The sequence below is a fragment of the Nocardia brasiliensis ATCC 700358 genome (assembly GCF_000250675.2).
Classification (GTDB): Bacteria; Actinomycetota; Actinomycetes; order Mycobacteriales; family Mycobacteriaceae; genus Nocardia; species Nocardia brasiliensis_B.
Window position 1 is genome coordinate 3,964,574 of sequence record NC_018681.1, and the last position, 18,512, is coordinate 3,983,085.

At 68.8% G+C, this 18,512-nt stretch carries 16 protein-coding genes; 3 read left to right on the plus strand and 13 right to left on the minus strand.

What is annotated here, in order from left to right:
• Positions 1–2: 2 nt before the first annotated feature.
• The 7 genes from O3I_RS17885 to O3I_RS17915 form a co-directional block, all read right to left on the minus strand.
• Positions 3–1,283 carry a protein tyrosine kinase gene (locus tag O3I_RS17885; protein WP_014984357.1) on the minus strand — a complete coding sequence of 427 codons (1,281 nt, stop codon included), beginning with the start codon at positions 1,281–1,283 and terminating at the stop codon, positions 3–5.
• On the minus strand, positions 1,274–2,659 hold the full coding sequence (locus O3I_RS17890) for a hypothetical protein (RefSeq protein ID WP_014984358.1): 1,386 nt from the start codon (positions 2,657–2,659) through the stop codon (positions 1,274–1,276). The genes O3I_RS17885 and O3I_RS17890 overlap by 10 nt, the downstream gene beginning before the upstream one ends.
• Positions 2,660–2,671: 12 nt before the next feature.
• Positions 2,672–3,676 (minus strand): CgeB family protein, encoded by a 1,005-nt coding sequence (locus O3I_RS17895; RefSeq protein WP_014984359.1) that lies wholly within the window; start codon positions 3,674–3,676, stop codon positions 2,672–2,674.
• Positions 3,673–5,046, minus strand: a complete 1,374-nt coding sequence (locus O3I_RS17900; RefSeq protein ID WP_014984360.1) for a lipopolysaccharide biosynthesis protein — start codon at positions 5,044–5,046, stop codon at positions 3,673–3,675. Before O3I_RS17900 ends, O3I_RS17895 begins: the two co-directional genes overlap by 4 nt.
• Positions 5,039–6,220 carry a glycosyltransferase family 4 protein gene (locus O3I_RS17905; RefSeq protein ID WP_014984361.1) on the minus strand — a complete coding sequence of 394 codons (1,182 nt, stop codon included), beginning with the start codon at positions 6,218–6,220 and terminating at the stop codon, positions 5,039–5,041. The genes O3I_RS17900 and O3I_RS17905 overlap by 8 nt, the downstream gene beginning before the upstream one ends.
• Complete coding sequence (locus O3I_RS17910; protein WP_014984362.1) at positions 6,217–7,287, minus strand: glycosyltransferase family 4 protein; 1,071 nt, start codon at positions 7,285–7,287, stop codon at positions 6,217–6,219. Before O3I_RS17910 ends, O3I_RS17905 begins: the two co-directional genes overlap by 4 nt.
• Positions 7,288–7,437: 150 nt before the next feature.
• A complete protein-coding gene (locus O3I_RS17915) occupies positions 7,438–9,243 on the minus strand; it encodes a hydroxysqualene dehydroxylase (protein ID WP_041562686.1) in 1,806 nt (601 codons plus the stop codon).
• 101 nt (positions 9,244–9,344) lie between these two features.
• Between O3I_RS17915 and O3I_RS17920 the strand changes: the two genes are divergently transcribed.
• The 3 genes from O3I_RS17920 (at position 9,345) to O3I_RS17930 (ending at position 12,389) form a co-directional block, all read left to right on the plus strand.
• A complete protein-coding gene (locus O3I_RS17920) occupies positions 9,345–10,040 on the plus strand; it encodes a TetR/AcrR family transcriptional regulator (RefSeq protein ID WP_014984364.1) in 696 nt (231 codons plus the stop codon).
• A gap of 126 nt (positions 10,041–10,166) precedes the next feature.
• Complete coding sequence (locus tag O3I_RS17925) at positions 10,167–11,546, plus strand: polysaccharide pyruvyl transferase family protein (protein WP_014984365.1); 1,380 nt, start codon at positions 10,167–10,169, stop codon at positions 11,544–11,546.
• 3 nt (positions 11,547–11,549) lie between these two features.
• Entirely contained in the window at positions 11,550–12,389 is an 840-nt protein-coding gene (locus tag O3I_RS17930; RefSeq protein ID WP_014984366.1) for a glycosyltransferase family 2 protein, read from the plus strand.
• A 47-nt stretch (positions 12,390–12,436) separates the two neighbouring features.
• On the opposite strand, the gene O3I_RS17935 is transcribed toward O3I_RS17930, so the two are convergent.
• The 6 genes from O3I_RS17935 to O3I_RS17960 form a co-directional block, all read right to left on the minus strand.
• Positions 12,437–13,075, minus strand: a complete 639-nt coding sequence (locus O3I_RS17935; RefSeq protein WP_141692119.1) for an MspA family porin — start codon at positions 13,073–13,075, stop codon at positions 12,437–12,439.
• A 193-nt stretch (positions 13,076–13,268) separates the two neighbouring features.
• Positions 13,269–14,426 (minus strand): methyltransferase domain-containing protein, encoded by a 1,158-nt coding sequence (locus O3I_RS17940; RefSeq protein ID WP_081594024.1) that lies wholly within the window; start codon positions 14,424–14,426, stop codon positions 13,269–13,271.
• The gene (locus O3I_RS17945) at positions 14,410–15,456 is read right to left on the minus strand and encodes an NAD-dependent epimerase/dehydratase family protein (RefSeq protein WP_014984369.1); all 1,047 of its coding nucleotides are present in this window, start codon (positions 15,454–15,456) and stop codon (positions 14,410–14,412) included. Before O3I_RS17945 ends, O3I_RS17940 begins: the two co-directional genes overlap by 17 nt.
• A gap of 2 nt (positions 15,457–15,458) precedes the next feature.
• Positions 15,459–16,109: a PIG-L deacetylase family protein gene (locus O3I_RS17950; RefSeq protein WP_014984370.1), complete on the minus strand. Its 651-nt coding sequence runs from the start codon at positions 16,107–16,109 to the stop codon at positions 15,459–15,461.
• On the minus strand, positions 16,106–16,882 hold the full coding sequence (locus O3I_RS17955) for a sugar phosphate nucleotidyltransferase (RefSeq protein WP_014984371.1): 777 nt from the start codon (positions 16,880–16,882) through the stop codon (positions 16,106–16,108). Before O3I_RS17955 ends, O3I_RS17950 begins: the two co-directional genes overlap by 4 nt.
• Positions 16,879–18,165, minus strand: coding sequence for a class I SAM-dependent methyltransferase (locus O3I_RS17960; RefSeq protein WP_051066972.1), 1,287 nt, complete (start codon positions 18,163–18,165; stop codon positions 16,879–16,881). Before O3I_RS17960 ends, O3I_RS17955 begins: the two co-directional genes overlap by 4 nt.
• Between the last annotated feature and the right edge of the window lie 347 nt (positions 18,166–18,512).

The window sequence follows — 18,512 nt, forward strand, 5'->3', positions numbered from 1 at the left end:
ATTCATAGCCGCAGCCTGTCGCCGAGCCGCTGCAGCCGGTTGCCCGGCTTGCTGTACGCTACCGCGCCGGTCAGCTTGTTGTCGCCGAAAGTGGCCAGCGCACCGCGCAATTGCGGCGCGGTGGTGCTGCCGAGCGGGACGACGGCGATGGTCCGGCCGCAGAGCGGTGCGAGCGCGATGGCGTCCGCGGCCCGGGTCACCGGTGCGGTCTGCACGATGAGGTGGTCGTATTCGGTGCGCAGCTTCGCGACGATCGAGACGAATCGGTCCGAGGCGAGCAGGTCGGGGGTCTGCGCGTCGGCCTCGCCCAGCGGCAACACCGTCACCGCGGTGTCCGGCAGCGCGGTGAGCGCCTCGGCCACCGGGATGCCGTCGCGCAGCACCTCGGCCAGGCCGAGTGTCGCTTCCGGGACGGTGCCGGAGCTGCCGTTGCCGGAGGTGTCCGCGTCGATCAGCAGCACACTGCTGCCGGTGTCGGCCAGCGATTTCGCCAGGGCCGCCGCCACTTCCGGCTCCGACCGGGACGACAGGCTGGTGAATTGCACACTCCCGGAGTCGTTGTCGCGCAGCAGCCGGGTGCGCAGCCGCCGGGTCTCGTCGGGCGCGCCGGGTCGCCCGGCGTCGATGATCCCCAGGATCGGCACGGGTAGCAGCGCTTCGAGATCGTTGGACGTGCGCAGGGTGCGATCGGTGCGGTCCCGGATGAACGCGCCCGCACAGCCGAGCGCGAGCCCGGCGAGCACGCCCAGTACCAGGAGTCGTTTCGTCTGCGGTCCGCTCGGCGCGGTCGGCAGTTCGGCGCGGTCGACCACCGCGACCCGCGCGGCCGGCGCCGCGTCCCGCTCGATCGTCTCCAATTCGTCGACGAGCCTGCGGAATTGGGCCACCACCGAATTGGCCAGATCGCGCGCGCCCTCGGCGGTGCCGGACTCGACGGTGATGACCAGGTTGGTGGTCGCGGGCGGGGAGAACGCCTTGATCTTGCTCTGCACCTCGCCGACCGACATCGGTAGTCCGAGGTCGTCGATGACCCGCTTGGCGACGGTCGCGCTGGTGGCCAGGTCCAGATACGAGCGGACGCGCTGCTGGGCGGCCAGGCCGCCCTGGTACGAGTCGTTGACCGAGGTGCCGGTCGCCATCGACACGTACATGCTGCTGGCGGCGAGGTAGGTGGTCGGCAGCGTGCTCGCGTAGCCGCCCGCCGCCGCCAGGCATACCACCACCGCCGCGACGATGATGACCCAGCGGCGGCGCGCGATATGCCAATAGTCGATCAATCCCATGGGGTGGACGCTTTCTCGGTAAGAGGGACAGCCCCGACAAGGTCTGGTTCCGCGCGCGGCGGAACCGGTGCGGCTCGGCGCCGGTACGCACGCACCAGCAGCGAGATGAGCCACGCGAGCACGGCCGCCTGGAGAAATTTGCCGAGATTCTCCATGCTGCCGAGGATTCCGCGCTCGAACAGCGCGGAGGCGCCGGTCATGGCCAGCCCGAGGACCACGATCGGAAAGAAGCGGGAATGTAGCGCTCTGGCCCAGGCGATCAGCAGCGCGAAGGTGAACACCGCGCAGACGAGCACCCCGGCGTAGCCGCCGAGCACATACCCCTCGTTGACATTGCCTTCGGCCAGCGACACCGACACCTTGGTCATGTCGACCGACGCGCCGCGTACGTCCTGCGCCCATGCCGTGCCGGACTGGAACTTCTGGCTGCCGAGCAACTGGCCCGGGATCAAGCTCGTGGTGGCGTGGCGCAGCGCCTCGGCGGGGGTGAGCCACAGACCGGGGCCGTGGAAGTAGGCGTCGGTGGCCGCCTCCAGCAGATCGAACCGGCGAAGGATGCTGAGGAACGGCTGCACCAGCGGCGGGTAGCCCGAATCGATCACCGCCGCTTCGGCTTTGGCCACTTCGGTCTGTTTTAACGACTGCAGCCAGCCGAACCCGCCGATGCCCAGCACGCCGATGGCCGCGACGGAGAACGCTTTGGTCTTGGTCCAGCCGAGGAGGGCGAAGCGGATCGCGATGGCCAGTGCCGCACCGATGATCGGTGTTTTCGATTCGACGACCGCGGTCCAGGCGAGTTCCCCGAGCAGCAGGCCGCCGATGATCAGCGCGGTGGTCTTCGGCTGTGCCGGGCGGATGAAGATGATCAGTCCGAGCGCGGAGATGGTGGCGAGGATGGCGACGAAGGACAGGATCGGATTGGCGCTGTCGACATCGCCCGCGCCGCCGATGGATCCGGTGGCGACCGAGGCGGCCCGGCCGAACAGTCCGACGCCGTACATGGCGGCGAGGGTGGGCACGAAGTCCGGGTCGCGGGTCAGCGCCGGCTGTTGCGGCGGCGGCTGCCGGCGGGACCGAAGCGCATAGGCGACAACAAGTCCCGCGTAGATCCAGAGGCCGAACACGACGTGCTCGAGCACCAGCGCGATGCCGCGGTCGTACCCGAATTCGGCCAGGCGGGGATCGGGCACGTTGTCGCCGTAGTGCGGTTCGGGCTGCACATGCAGCAGCACCAGCGGCCGCCCGAGGTACGACAGCGACCAGAACGCGGCCTGCGCGATCAGAAAGACCCGCGCCACCCCGGGAATCGCCGTGGCCGCGACCACGATCGTGAGCAGGGCGAGGGCGATCAGCAGTACCTCGGTGGTGGCGGTCACGACGGCGCCGGTTCACGCGATCGCATTGATGATCTCCCTGGCCCGGTCGACGTAGCGATGGTGGCCGTCGACGATGCGCTGGTATCCCGCTGCGGCGACCGCGGCGGCCTTGTCGGGATGGGCCGCGCACCAGTCGAGGATCTCGCGCAGTTCGCCGGTGTCGGAGAACAGGAAGCATTCGCTGGTGTCGGTGAGCAGCTCCGCGTGTTCGTCGGTGCGTTCGCCGACGAAAAGCCCACCGGCCGCGGGCACTTCGAAGGTGCGGCAGGTGTGGGTGTCGCGGTTGTCGGAGTTCAGCAGGACCAGGTTGGCGGTGATGCTCGCGACGATCTCGGAGTACCGCTGGCCGTACACGGCGCCGCCGACCACCGCGCCGGTGGTGTGCAGTTCGGGCACCCGCCGCCAGCCGGGTCCCCGCACCAGCATCCGGGCGCCGTGCGTACGGGCGAGGGCGACCAGGTCGGCGCGGCGGTCCGGCCGGCACACCCCGATGAAACCGACGAGGAACTGCCGGGTGCCCCGCCGCGCGGTGGGGTGATGCCAGGCCGGGTCGTAGGCGCTGCGCACGAAGACGACGCCGCGGGCGCCACGCTTGCGCAGCTCCGCCACATTGTGCCGCTTCGTGGTGAGGACGTGATCCCACTCGTGTTCGTGCGCAAGGTATTCCGGGCTGATGTTCGCCGGGTTCGCGACGTCGTCCGGGCTGTAGTGCACGTGCACGGGCGCCGGCACGTCGAGCAGCCTGCGTTGGTCGAGATGGATGCCCTTGAAGACGAAGACCAGATCCGGGCGCAGCGCCGCGGCGGCGCGGTCGATCTCATCGTGCAGCGCGGCGATATCCCACGGTGCCCGGCGTTGATTCAGCTTGGCGTAGAGCCACGGCGGAGAAAGCCTGCGCGGCAAGGTGACCCGGGTGGTGTCGAGGACGACGACGTCGTGCCCGGCCTGCCGGAAGCCGTCCGCGAGCGATCGGGCGTTGCTGCCGACCCAGTCGTCGCCGAGGTAGAGAATTCTCATGACCCGCCCTCCTCCCGCATCAGCACAATCGCGGGACCGTCGGCGGTCGTTACCCGCTCACGGTGGATGAGCGTCCGGATGCGCAGCAGATACCAGGCGGCGACGGTGAATTCGACGACGACGGTGCCGTAGACGAGCGTCCACACCGAGTGGGTACGGAACGCGATCACGAGTGCGGTGGCCGCTACGGCGGTGCCGAGCACCGCCCCGATCAGCACCCCGGTGGTGTCCTGGCGCACCGGCAGGACGGCCGTGGTGACGAACGAGGTGATAGCGGTAGCGGGGAGCACGAAGGTCTCCACCCGCAACAGTCCGATGGCGGCCGTGAAATCCTTGCCGAACACCAGGTGGATCAACATCGGCGCGGCCAGCCACACCGCGGCCGCGGCCACGGTCGCGGTGCAGACGCAGGCGAGCAGCGCCTGCATGGCGTGGCGCCAGAAGTTGTCGTCGGCGCTCTTGCGCGCCATGCGGGGTAGCAGCGCGAAACCGATGGGATCCAAGGTGGATTGGATCGCACGGACCAGTCGGTCCCCGGCGGAGTAGAGGCCGAGCGATACCGCGTCGAGCACCGCCGAATACACCGCCGCCGCACCCTGTCCGTACGACGTGACCAGCAGCCGAGAGGTGAAAACCGGGGCGCCGGTACGTAACACGGTTCGGATGCCGCGGGGGCGGGCCGGGCGCCCGAAGGTGCGCAGCGAATCCCACCAGGTCAGCGCGACGGTGGGCACCGACGACACGAGCAGGCAGAGCAGCGCGACCTGTGCGCTCGGCAGCCGGGGCAGCACGGCGACGAGCAGCACGAGATAGCCGATGCGGCCGACCGCCTGATAGGCGGTCGAAGCGCCGAAGCGGCCCTGACCGATCAGCAGCCAGTCCTCGGAGACCGACCAGAAGCCGCCGGCGAACAAGCCCAGCAGGATCATCTCCAGATGTTCCGGCGCGCCGACGGCATAGCTGAGCAACAGTGCGGCACCGAGCACGCCGAGTGTGCCCGCCCGGATCGCCAGATAGTCGCCGCGCAGCTGGTTGACGTGCCGGAACCGGTCGCTGCCGAGTTCGGAGGAGTTGGTGTCGTGCACCCGCGCCGCCAGATACGAGGTGATACCGAGATCGACCAGCAGCGAGCCGATGAAGTAGGCGGACATGCCGATCGCGAGCAGGCCGAGACCGTGGGTGCCGAGTACCCGGGCGATCAGCGGCACAGTGACGATGGTGACGACGTACTGCCCGTATTTGCCGAAGCTGACGTAACCGATATCGCGGATTATCGCGAGAAAACCGTGGCGCGGCCGGGGGTTACGACGATGCGAGCCGCCGCCGGCGGGCGACCGGTCGGGTGCGTTCGGCGCGGCGTGTTCAGCCATACGGGTTTCGCTCCGAAGAAGAGGGGGTGCCCGCGGCGTCGTTGCGTTGTGCGATGTCATCGAGGAAGGCCGCGACCGGGCCGGCCGTCGCGGCGCTGCCGAAGTCCGCGGCGCGCAGCCGCCCGGCGTCGGCGAGCCGAGTGCGTAGCGCGGCGTCGGCGATGAGGGTGTCCAGGGCCGCGGTGAGCTGGTGTGCGGACCCGCCGTCGACGAGCAGGCCGTCGACGTCCGGCGTGATGATTTCCGCGGGACCGCCCGGCCGGGCGGCGATCACGGCGCAGCCCGCCTGCATGCCTTCGACGATCACCTGGCCGAACGGCTCCGGCAGGATTGAACAGTGCACGAGAATGTCCGTGTCGCAGAGGTATTCGCCTGGATCGTCGATGTGACCGGTGAACGTGACCGGAAGTGCGAGGTCTTGGGCGAGCCGTTCCAGCTCGGTGCGATAGGCCTGCTCGTCGAAGAAGGTGCCGCCGATCAGGTAGACCCGGTGCGGGCGCGTCTTCGTCGCGGCCAGGGCACGCAACAGCACGTCCTGCCCCTTCCACGGGGCGAGCCTGCCGAGCATGGCGACCACCGTCTCGGCGGGTGGGCGCTGCGTGGAACGCGTTGTGCCGATGGCGGGTTCGACGACAGGGTAGGCGACGAGCGCGGGTTTGCGTCCGACCGGCAAGGTGTCGAGTGTGGTGCGGCTGTTGGCGAGGTAACCGGCGCAGCACCAGCGGCCCAGCAGGCGCAGCACGAACGTGGGCAGCCGGCCGAAATAGTCGGCGGCGATCCGGTCGTGTACTTGCCAGACCAGCGGAATCCGGGCGCGCCGCGCGGCGACGATCCCCATCACGAGCGCTTTGCTGCTCTCCGCGACGAGCACGCGGGCGCCGACCCGTCGCGCGGCGCCGCCCACCGTCCAGCCCAGTCGGAGCAGCGCCGCGAATCCGGCGACGAGTCGTACCGGCCCCGCGCCGATGGTCATCGCCCTGCTCTCGAAACGACCACGCAGCAGCAGGGTTTCGACCCCGCGTGCGCGCATGCGCTCGACCATCGGACCATCTTCGGTATACGCCATCGCGATATCCGCCCGACCGAGGTCCCGCAGCGCGGACAGCAGGCGCAGCGTGGCCAATTCGGCGCCCGACGGTGCCGCGGTGTGCGCGAGGAACAGCGCCTTGGTCATCGGCTGACCTCCCGGTACAGCGCGAGGTGCCGCCGCGCCGTGACATCCCAGGAAAACGTCTCGGCGTGCGCCCGGCATCGTTGCGGGCTGGGCAGGTCGCCGTGCAGGGCGCTGACCAGCCGCGCGCCGAGGGCCTCGGCGTCGCCCGCGGGCACGATCAGGGACGGGTCGAGGCCGTGCACCGAATCCGGCAGTCCGCCACAGTCGGTCACGATCGGCGCGCGGCCCGCCGCGAGCGATTCGAGCGCGATCAGCCCGAAACCCTCGAGCGCCGTGGTGGGCACCACCGTCAGCGTTGCGAGTTCGTACAGTTCGGTCAGCCGTTTGTCGTCGACGTGTCCGGCGAACTGGACGGTATCGCGCAGAGTCGCTGCCGCCGAACGGAGTTCGTGCTCGGCGGTGCCGGTGCCGACGAGCACGAGCCGGGCGTCCGGATGGTCGGCGAGCACGGCGGGCCACGCGCGCAGCAGCGTATCGATGCCCATGCGGCGTTCGAGTCTGCGCACGCACAGCACCGAGCGCGTCGCGGTGTCGGCGGGGATCGGGGTGGGCTGGAAACGATCGAGGTCGACACCGGGTGCGATGACCGCGACCCGATCGGGGGAAACCCGGTAGTCGGTATGTAGTACCTCACGAAAGTGGTTGGACAGCACCACGAATCGGTCCGCGCCGAGGTACCGGATCCGTTCGAGCAGATACTTGGCGCGCACCGCAGCGGGGTGCTGTCCGGTCATCCGGCTCTCCGCCGCCCACGGGCCGTGGAAGTGGACGACCAGCGGTAAGCGGCCTCGTCGAGTCAAAGCGACCGGTCCGTACAGACAGAAGTGGCGGTCCAGCACCGTGCCGGGGTCCAACTCGGCGCGGTCGAGCAGCGCGGCGCGCGTCCGGTGCAGCGTGGAACCGCCTGTGCCGCCCCATGATCGGGCGTTCACGGCGTCCGGCGCGGCCGTGCCGAAGGCGGCCGCGGACACCGCGATCCCCGGTTGCCGTGCGAGGGCGTGGAACAGCTCCGTGAAGTACCGATTGAGCCCGCCGGGCGCGGACGTGAACCACTCCGATCCCGTCATGTGGACCCGAACTATCCCGGAACTTCCCGTCACCCATGCCCCCTACTGGCGGTGATGGCGGGACGAGTCGCTGTCGGTGAACTCGCCTCTCCCGCAGCAGTCTAGGGGACCGGGGGCCTTCTGGTCGGCCAGTCGGCGAGCAACAATTCGTCAACCCAGATCGAACAGGTTCGGTTGCCCGGCGCGCAGGCGTGCGGCGTCCATCTGGCGCAGCGGTTCGAACGCGGGTATCGCGGCGCGGGTGAACAACTGGGCGCGAGCGGCGGGGGAGCCGGCCGCGTCGAGCAAGGCGTTCACCGCGGTGCGAGCCGCCTCGTTGGCGCCCTCCATGGTGGCCAGATCGAAGTTGGTCCGCACATAGTCGGCGGCGAGGAACAGATTGGGGATCCCGGTGTGCGCGGTGGGCCGGGCGGCCCACGAGCCGACGGTGTTGACCAGCAACGGTTCGTCGTTGTGGTTCTGGCCGTCCTGCCAGCTGATACCGGGATCGAGCAGCCAGTCCCGCACGATGCCGTCCTTCAGTTGGACACGCCCGTCGTCGTTGAGCGCGGCGGTGAGCTGAGCCCAGGTCTCCTGGTAGATCTCTTCTCGGGTGCAGTGTTTGGCGGTCTTGCCGTACAGGATGCCGGGGGTATCCCAGTCGGCGATATCAATGGTGAGACCGTCGACGACCCGGCCGTCGCCGTATTTCGCGGCGTAGTCGACGTCCCAGAACGCGCGCTGCGTATACGAGGTCAGTCGCCACGGCGCGTCGAGATAGATGTTGTAGCCCGCGCCGAGCTCCAGCTTCTCGCTGACGAACATCTGCATGCCGGTCATCCAGTCGACGGTCAGCGCGTCCATGCGCGCCAAACTCGGTTCGAGACTGCGCATCTCGGGCGACCACAGGCGCTGCGCCCGATCTGTCGGCACGGCACAGACATACCAGTCGGCTCGGTGCAGCGTGGTCGAGCCGTCCGATCTGCGGATCCGCGCGCCGCCGATCTCCCCGCCCGCGACCTCGAAACCGTCCAGGGCGTGCCCGGGCAGGAACCGCACGCCCAGCTCGCTCAGCAGCGCGATCCACGGATCCAGCCAGGCCTCGTTGGTCGGGCCGTTGAGCACCTGATAGACCTTCGGGCCGCCGGCGAGTTCCTGCAGCAGGGCGATGAAGAAGCTCTCCATCATGTTGCCCATGGTCCGGGTGCTCGCGACATACTCCTTCGCCGCCACCAGTGCCCGGGTCAAACCCGTTGCGGCCAGGGCCTGGAACTGCGCGGAGCGCTGTGCCGCGCCGACAAAGTCCCACCAGCTGAGGTGTTCCCACTGCGCGAAGCGACGCTCCTCGCTGGAGGTGAGATAGGTGATGACCCGCCCGGCCATGTGGATCGCCTCGGGCAGCGGGATGAGGTTGTTCTTCATGAACACCTCGATCAAGATGCGCTGCAACCCTTCCGGGGTGAGTGCTTGGCGCGGATCGAAGTAGAAGCCGAACATCAGCGGGAAGCCGTCGGGGAGATTGCCTGCCCTGGGGTATCGGGGGTCGTTGACCGAGAACGGGATCAGGTTGTCGTAGACGGTGTTCCGGGTGCCGGGCAGCGGAATGCGGCGCATCGTGTCGTGCACGTTGTGATAGAACGAGGTGAACCCGCGCGCTCCGTGCTCACCCGGTAGCGGGGCCCGGCCGCCGATCCCGGTGCCGGGCAGGGGAATGGTGCGGGATTTCCCGCCGAGCTCTTTGCGGTCGAAGACGGTCACCTCGAAACCCCGCTCGGCCAATTCGTGTGCCGCGGTGAGTCCGCCGATGCCGGCGCCGAGTACCGCGACGGTGTTGCGCGCGGGCCCGTTTCGCCGGCGGGGCTCGCGCGCCGCCGCGGTACCCGCGCTCGCTGCCAAGCCGGCCGCACCGGCCAGGCCGGCCGCGCCACGTAAGACCGAACGCCTGCTGACCGCACTGTTCCGTTGGTGAGGTGTCACTGCCCGACCCCGTTCGCAAAACTGACTATTATGATAGTCATCTTTAGCAGATGGCCGCGCGTGATGGGAGACAATGCGTAGATGACGAGGCGGAGCGAACGATGACCGGCACGCCGAAACAGCGTCGCCCGGTGCGGCCCTACGGCGGTGTCGGCGCGGCCGACCGGGTGGCGGCACGCCGCGGCAAACTGCTGGCAGCAGGCTTGGAGCTGTTCGGAACCCGGGGCTATCCGGCCACCGGCGTGAAGGACCTGTGCCGCACCGCCGGACTCACCGACCGGTACTTCTACGAATCCTTCGGCGGCACTGCGGAATTGTTCGCGGCGGTGTTCGACCAGGTGATCGACGAGCTGTTCGCGGCGGTGGTCGTGGCGGTGGACGCGGCTCCCGCCACCGGCACCCGCAAGCTGCGCGCGGGCATCGGCACGTACCTCACCGCGCTGGCCGAGGACGCGCGCAAGATGCGGATCGTGTTCGTCGAGCCCGCCGGGGCCGGCGCCGAACAGCGGATGCGCGAGGCACTGTGGCGCTTCGCCCGGCTGGTGGCCCGCACCGCCACCGCGGCGCGGCCGGAGACCGAGCCGCCGGCCGAGCTGGTGGACATCTACGCGCTGTCGGTGGTCGGCATGCTCGAACGCGTGCTCGTCGAGAAGGAAGGCGGGCGGCTGGACGTACCGATGGACGAACTCGTCGACTATTGCACGGCATTCGCCGCGGCGTCGCTGGCGGCGCTCTACGCGGGGCGGATAACCAAACAGTCCGGTCGGCCCGAAGGGCGTTCCCGCACAAGCGATTGAGTAGCGCGCGGTTTTCCGGTAACTCCCGGTACGGTAGCCGCGATGCATAGCGTGGGGTAGATTTCACAACGAGTTCGTGCTCGGCACGGGCCGACCCGGCAGGGGGCTGGCGGGAGGATATGCACAGTGGGGACCGAAGGTTCCGCGGCCGAGCGCGCCGAACTTGCCGAGGGCAATATTCGGGTGCTGGTCGAGAACGGCGAATACTGGCTGCGCAACCGCGGCGATATCGCGATGATGGCGGTGACGGTCGAACGACTGCGGGCCCGATGGCCGCGCGCCCGGATCGGGGTGCTCACCCACCAACCCGGCATCCTGCGCGCGCTGTTGCCGACGGCGGAACCGCTCTGCGGCCCGGACTGGTCGTGGCGCGGTGACGGGTGGGCGGCGCGGTTATCCCGCAGGGCCGCAACGAAACTGGGCGGTCCGGCGGCGCTGCACTGGCGGGCCGCCACCGACGGACCCAAGGACCGGTTACGCGCGCTGCGCTCGGCGGCGAAACGCCGGACCGCGGGCCCCGGCATCACCGAACACGTGACGGTGCCCGCCGACAGCGCCTTCCCTGTCGAAATACCCGCCGCGGTCGAACAGGCATCGCTGGTGCTGGCGCTCGGCGGTGGCTACATGACCGACGTCGACCGCTATCAGGCGCACCGCACGCTGAATCTGCTGGAATACGCCCGCGCCCGCGGCATTCCGACCGCCCTCGTCGGCCAGGGCCTCGGTCCGCTACGCGATCCGGAGCTGCTACGCCGGGCAGGCGAGGTGTTACCCGGCGTGGACTTCGTGGCCTTGCGCGAGCGGCGGCGGGGCCCGGAGTTGTTGTCGCGCATGGGTGTCGCGCCCGAGCGGGTGCTCGTCACCGGGGACGACGCGGTCGAGTTCGCCTATCGGTTGCGTCAGGCCCGGATCGGTGCGGATATCGGCCTGTGCCTGCGGGTCGCGGACTACTCACCGGTCGGCGTGGCCGCGCAGGAGACGCTCGGCCGGGTGGTGCGCACTTGTGCGGCCCACCATGGAGCCGGGGTGGTTCCGCTGATCATTTCCGAATACGCCTCCGAGGACCGGCTTTCCACGCTGCCGCTGATGGCGGGGGCGCAGCTCGCGCGGCCCGCCGTCGGCCGTGGCGGCACGCCGCAGGACGTCGCGCGTCAGGTCGCGGGTTGCCGGGTGCTCGTCACGAGCGCCTACCACCTCGCGGTCTTCGCGCTGTCGCAAGGCATTCCAGCGGTGGGCATCACCGCCTCGGAGTACTACGACGACAAGTTCCACGGTCTGGCGCAGATGTTCGGCACCGGACTGCGGATCGTGCACCTGAACGATCCCGCGCTGGAGACGCAGCTGACCGAGGCCGTGCAGCGGTCCTGGGACGACGCGCCACTGGTGCGGGAGCCCTTGCAGCGCAAGGCGATAGAGCAGATCGACGCCAGCAGAGCCGGGCTCGAGCGGGTATTCCGGCTGGTGGACAGCGGCCCGGTACGTCCGGGCCATCAGCTAGGGGGATGACTCATGGCCAGCCTGTCGATATGTGTTCCGGCGTACAACTCCGCGCGCACGCTCGCCACGACGCTGCGTTCGGTGCTCGACCAGGACGCGGAGTTCGAGCTCGTGGTGCTGGACAACGCCAGCACCGACGACACCGGCGCGATCGCGCGCTCGTTCGAGGACCCGCGGATCCGGGTGCTGCACAACGATGCCGTGCTGCCGATCGGGGACAACTGGAACAAGGTGATCCGCGCGTCCCGTGGCGACCTCGTCAAGGTGGTCTGCGCCGACGACGTGCTGCGTCCCGGTGCGCTGGCCGCGCAACTCGCGGTGATGGCCGGTGACCCGGGCATCGCGATCTCGTCGAGCCGATTCGAGGTGATCGACGAGGACGGCGCGCTGCTCGAGACCGGACTCGGCTTGCCGGGACTGCTCGGCAGGCAGACGGCGCGGGCCCTGGCGCGGGCCATCGTGCGGCGCGGGCCCGCCGATTTCGGGCCGACCGCGGCGGCGATGTTCTACCGCAAGCATTTCGACCTGGTCGGCGGCCTGCGCGGGGATCTGGTGTTCCCGATGGACGTGGACCTGTTCGCGCGGGCGTCGTCGTTCGGTGTGTTCTTCGGGATGACCGAAATACTTGCCGCCTGGCGCAATTCGTCGTTCAACCTGTGCAGCCGCACCTCGACGGTGAGCAAGCTGACCGATATGTATCGGTTCCACCACCGCATCGCGGGCGACTACCCGAACCTGGTGAGCCGCGGCGATGTGCTCGCTGGTGACACCCGGCTGGCCCGAGCGGCGCTGTACCGGTTGCGGGTTCGGACCGTGGCCACGGTTCGCAAGCGTCCGGACCTGCTGGTTTGACCACCGGCGGTGTGGCGCTCGCCCCGGGGCGCCACACCGGCCGGACCTCAGAGGGTCCAGATCCGCCCGTAGGTGATGACGGTGTCGCCACTGGCGCTGACCACCCGCACGAACGGGCGGATGGTGGTCGGCCCGATCACGCCCGTCACGGTGCCGTGGAACCCGGACATCCGGATGAAGCCGGAGGTGCCGGAGATATCGCCGCCGGCGCACTCCACGGTCTTGATGCCGGGGCCGAAACCGACCTCGATCTCCACGCCCGCGCGGGGAATCAGCCCGTCGAGCTTGAGGATGCCGCCGTCACCGCCGCCGAGGTCGACGCCGAGTCCGGGTGTCGAGTAGCCGAACTTCAGTCGCCCGCTGAGCGTCGCGGGATAGCCGACCTGGTAGCCGATGGTGATGTGCCCGTTCCAGTCCTCCGCGTGCGGGCCCGCGACCTTGAACGACGCCTCACCGTTGTGGAACCACTCGCGCGTCAACGGATTTCCGTCCAACGGCGGCACGAAGTCGATCCGGGTATCGGACTGGATCGCCTCGATCGACCGATCCTTCTGATCGACGATCTGGTTGGTGCTGTCGACGACGGCGCCCGCGGCGCCCGCGCCGAAGATCAGGCCGGTCGCGACGGCGGTGGTGATCGCGAGCATGCGCAGGTCTCGGCCGCGCTGCTGCGTGAAGTCCCTCATCTGGTTCATCCCCTTCTGCACGCACCCGGCCGGGCGTGGTTGTTCGCTCGGCGGCCCGCTCCCCGGCACGCGGGAGCAACGAAACTCGTCCGTCATCAGGGCGGTCAGGTGCTCGGTATTCGAATCATGTCAGATCAAGCGCGTGGCGGAAACAGGTGGCAAAGCCATTGGTGGACAGCGGATCCGAGGCATGTCAGCCGCCTTCCGCGGTGGGCTCGGCCGGGTCGTCGACGATCCAGCAGCCGTCGAGTTCCGGATAGCGGGCCCGGACCTCGGGTAGTAGATCGGGCAACGTCAGCAGCACGAGATCCGGCCGGGCGGCGACGAGCTCGTCGGGCGAGATGATCGGCACGTCGGTGCCCGGCATCCGCCTGCCCTGTTTGCCCGCGGCGGCATCGGCGACACCGGCGATCAACCCGCGGTGCACACCGGCGAGGCTGAACACGGCGACCGCCCGGGACGCCGCACCGTAGGCGTAGACCCGATCACCCTGTGCGGCATGGCGTTCGAGCCAGCGGCGCAGTGCGTCGGCGTGCGTGTCGGCGGCGCGTTGCAGCCCGCGGACTGCGGCGGGCGCGGTGAATTCTCGTTCGCGCGTGAGTATTTCCTGTACGACGCGGTCCGGCTGGTGGTTTCCGTGCCGGGCGGCGGCGAGCACCGTCCCGCCGTAGAGGTCGAACCGCCACGCGGTGACCAGGCTCATCCCGGCGGCGCGCAGCAGTCGTTGCAGCGCGGCCAGCGAATAGTAGGCGAAGTGGCCGTGCCGCAACGCGTTCCACTGGGAGCCGGCGACGATGGCGGCGAGCGCGTGGTATTGGACGAGCAGCACACCGTCCGGCGCGGTCGCGGCGGCGCGCGCGGCGAAGGCGGCACGCTGGTCCGGCTCGTGCATGACGCCGAAACAGTCGAGCACCACCTCGGCTGCCGCCTCGGTGGGGGAGAAGCCACGCTCGGTGAGCAACGGCAGCCAGGTGCCGCCGTGCGGACTGCCGAACTCGCGCACCGTCTTTCCGCGCAGCAGCCCGGCGGCCGCGACCTTGCCGACGGCATCGGCCGCCTGTGCGCGCAAGGCCGCCGGCTCGATGCCGCGCGGCTCCTCGGCCCGGGTGTCGTCCTCGGCGAGCTGTGCCAGGCCACAGTGGGCGCACAGCTGCATCCGCAGCGGATGCGCCGACTCGGCCAGGCCGACCGGTGCGTGGGCGGGCGGGAAGAAGTCGGCCGCGGGCACGGTTCCGAGGTCGAGCACGGTGCTGAGTGCGCTGCCGCGGCAGGCGCGGCAGGAGTGCTCGGGTGCCGCGCACACCGGTGCGCAACGCTGGGCCGGGGTGTCCTGGCTAGCTTGCGGGGACATGGGTGGTTCCGGTGGGTATCCGGCGCATCGTCGCGTCGAGCACCCCGGTCCGGTGCAGCCGCTCCAGGTGCGGCAGCCGGGTGAACTTCTGGAAGAAATCGTCGTAGGTGAGCCCGCGGGCGGTGTACTCCTGGAACAGCTCGTCCGCGCCCGCTTGCACGGTCCAGAGCGCGCGGAAACCGAGCGCGGAGCGCGCCGCCGAGAAGTCGACGCGATAGGAGCGCGGGTCGGCGCCGCTCTCGCCGGTGATGTTCAACCGCGAGCCGGGCACCGCCTCGACGACCGCCTTGGCGAGATCGGCGACGGTGAGGTTGTTTGCCTCGGTGCCGATATTGAAAGCGCGGCAGTGGATCGCGTCGGGAGGCGCGGTGAGGCAGTTGGCGAAGGCCCACGCGATATCGCGGGCATGCACCAGCGGCCGCCACGGCGTCCCGTCGGAGAGCACCTTCACCTCACCGGTGAGGGTGGCGTACCCGACGAGGTTGTTCAGCACGATGTCGGCGCGTAACCGCGGGGAGAAGCCGAATGCCGTGGCATTGCGCAGGAATACCGGCGCGAAGCCGGAATCGGCCAGTGCCGCCACATCGTCCTCGACCCGTACCTTGCTCTGCGCGTACGGCGTGATCGGACGCAGCGGCGCGTCCTCGGTCACCAGATCCGCGCCCGCCGCACCGTACACCGAGCAGGTGGAGGCGTAGAGGAAACGACGCACCCCCGCCTCCTTGGCGAGCCGGGCCAGCCGGACCGAGGCGTGATGGTTGACGGCGTAGGTGATCTCGGGCGCGAGCGCGCCGAGTGGATCGTTCGACAGCGCGGCGAGATGGATCACCGCGTCGAACCCGCGCAGCTGCTCGACGGTCACGTCGCGCAGATCCACTGCGAGGCCGGGTGGATCGTCCGGCGGTTCGCCGAGCACGCAGTCGGCGAAGAAGCCCGCGTCGAGCCCGATCACCTCGTGCCCGTTGGCGCGCAGCACTGGCACCATGACCGTGCCGAGATATCCCTGGTGTCCGGTGAGCAACACCCGCATGGCTACGAACCTCCGAAATCGATGACGGCCTTGTCGAGCAGGAACGCCTCGGCATGTCCGGCCCGGCACTGCACGCCGCGCAGCCGGGTGAGACCGGTGAACGCCTGTTGGTCGAACCAGTCCCGATGTGCTTGGGACGGATAGTGTTTCAGCAGCAACATCGCCTTCTCCTCGGCCAGCTCCGCGCTGAGCCGATGGAAGACGACGGGGGCGGGAGTGTCGCTCTCCCACTTGAGGATCTCGTAGCCGAGCACCAGCTGGTCGCGGAACTCGGTCGGCACCAGTTCGGCCAGCAGCCGATGATCCTGGTGCGCGTCGCCGCGGTGCGGCGCGAAGACCAGATCAGGGGTGCACTCGGCTCGAAAACTGTTGAGTTCGGTCTTGATTCGGTCCCAGTGCGCCGGTGCGCGACCGTCGGGGACGTCCAGCACGGTGAGCCGCACCTGCGCGCCCGGACAGAACGCCGCCAACGCGCGTTGCTCCTCGGCGGCCCGCTCGGTGCCGCCGCCGGACAGCACCAGGGCATGCACCCGCAAGCCGGGCTGGGCGCGCGCCAGCGTCAGCAGCGTCGCACCCGAGCCGATGGCGATGTCGTCGCAATGCGCGCCGAGAACAGCGATCTCGCGCACCACACCGACACTGAGACCGATCACACCCGCTCCCAGACCATCCACGGCCGGGAACCGGACCGATAGCCTTGATCGAGTTCGGCACGCTCCTTGAAGGTGTCGGCGGGCTTCCAGAAGCCGAGATGCTGGTAGCCGAAGAGACGGCCCTGTCCGGCCAGCGTCGCGCAGGCGTCGGCGACCAGATCGCCGCCGGGCGGCAGCAGATCGAAGATCTCCTGGCTGAGCACGAAGTAGCCGCCGTTCTCCCACAACGGCATTCGCGACACCGGCATGATCTCCTTGACTTCGCCGGTGGGTTTCATGTCGACGCAGTGGAACGAGGACTGCGGCGGCACCACCATCATCGACGCGGCCGCGCCGGAAGCGGTGAACTTCGCGACCATCTCGTCCAGTGGCGCGTCGGTGAGCACGTCGGCGTAGTTGGCCAGGAAGCGTTCGTCGTCGCCGAGATACTCGCGCACCCTGCGCAACCGCTCACCGATCGCCGATTCCAGCCCGGTATCGACGAAAGTGATCTGCCAGTCGCTGATATCGGAGCTCAGCATTTCGACCCGGCCGTCCCGGATGACGAAATCGTTGGACACCGACTCCTGGTAGGTGAGGAAGAAATTCTTGATGTGCTGGGCGCCGTAGCCGAGGCACAGGATGAACTCGGTGTGACCGTAGTGCGCGTAATAGCGCATCACGTGCCAGAGCAACGGTCGCGGACCGACCAGTTGCATCGGTTTGGGAATCATGTCGTCGGTGCCGTCGCGCATCCGCATGCCGTAGCCACCACAGAACAGCACAACCTTCATCGTGCTCCCCTCCCTGTCATTTCGGAATTCAGTGTGTTGTGCACGTCGTTGTGACCGGTGAGGTCGGCACGGTGCAGTGCCGGTAGCGGATACACCAATTCACCGCCCCAAGAAGCGATATGGCGCAGCTGCTCGGTGATCTCGGCCTCGAGGTTCCACGGCAGCACGAGCACGACATCGGGGTGATCCAGTTCGATCCGTTCCGGCGGGTGGATCGGAATCCGCGTGCCCGGTGTGAATCGCCCGTGCTTGTACGGGTTTCGGTCCACGGTGTACTCGAGCAGGTCGGGCCGGATGCCACAGTAGTTGAGCAGCGTGTTGCCCTTGCCCGGTGCGCCGTAGCCGACCACTCGCCTACCGGCGGCACGCTGGTCGAGCAGGAACCGGAGCAGGTCGTGCCGGACCGCCTCGGTGCGCGGCCGGAGTTGGCGGTAGCCCTCGACCCGATCCAGGTCCGCATGCCGTTCCAGGCGCAGGACCTCGCCCACGCGGCGGCTCGGCGCGGCGGCCACGGTGACCGGCCGGGCCCACACCCGCAGCGAACCGCCGTGGGAGGCCAGCAGTTCCACGTCGACCACCGCCAGGCCCGCGGTCGCGAGCGCACGCTGTGCCGAATGCAGCGTGTAGTACTGGAAATGCTCGTGGTAGATGGTGTCGAACTGGCCGAGCCGCAACAGGTTCAGCGCGTGATGCACCTCGATGGACAGCCATCCGTCGTCGGCCAGCAGGGTACGCAGCGCGCTGGTGAAGCCACGCAGATCGGGCACGTGGGCGTAGACGTTGTTGGCGACCACCAGATCGGCCGGCCCGTGTTCGGCGCGCACCCGGGCCGCGTATTCCTGGTCCAGGAACGCGGTTTCGGTGGGCACGCCGGCCGCGCGTGCGGCGTCGCCGACGTTCACCGACGGTTCGATGCCCAGGCAGGGCACCCCGGCCGCGACCAGATGCCGCAGCAGGTAGCCGTCGTTGCTGGCCACCTCGACCACGAACGAGTCGGCGCCCAGTTCGAGCCGGTCGATCGCCTCGCCGACGAAGGTCCGGGCGTGGCGCACCCAGCTGTCGGAGAACGAGGAGAAGTAGGCATACTCGGTGAAGGTGTCCTCGGGCGTGATCAACGCGGGAATCTGCAATAACATGCAGTCCGCACACAACCGCAGATGCAGCGGGTAAGTTGATTCCGGAAGATCGAGTTCGGCTGCGGCGAGGAACTTTTCACACGGTGGTGTCGCTCCGAGATCGAGCACGCTCGTCAATCGCTCGGAGTCACACAGACGACATAGCACGAAGCCCACCTTTGCCAAGAGTCGAATAACCGGCACATTGTCGGCGCACCCCTGACGTCGACCCGATCCAGTGAGACGTTACAACGAAAGTCCCGCGTGGCGTTGGTGAAATCGACTGGGCTCGAAGTAATTTCCGGTACTTTTCAACCTGTTTTCGATGGCAGCTTCCGGGCGGCTATCCACGGGTTTGGTGGATTCACCGTGGTGGGACGAATTCGCCTGTGGGTAGCGAGGGTTCGTGACCTGCGCCCATGGTTACGAGCGGACGTAAACAAACCTGGGCGAAATACCGACCGCCCCTTTGTTGGCTACTCCGTGGAACACTTTGGCGCCCTGTTGATTCGACA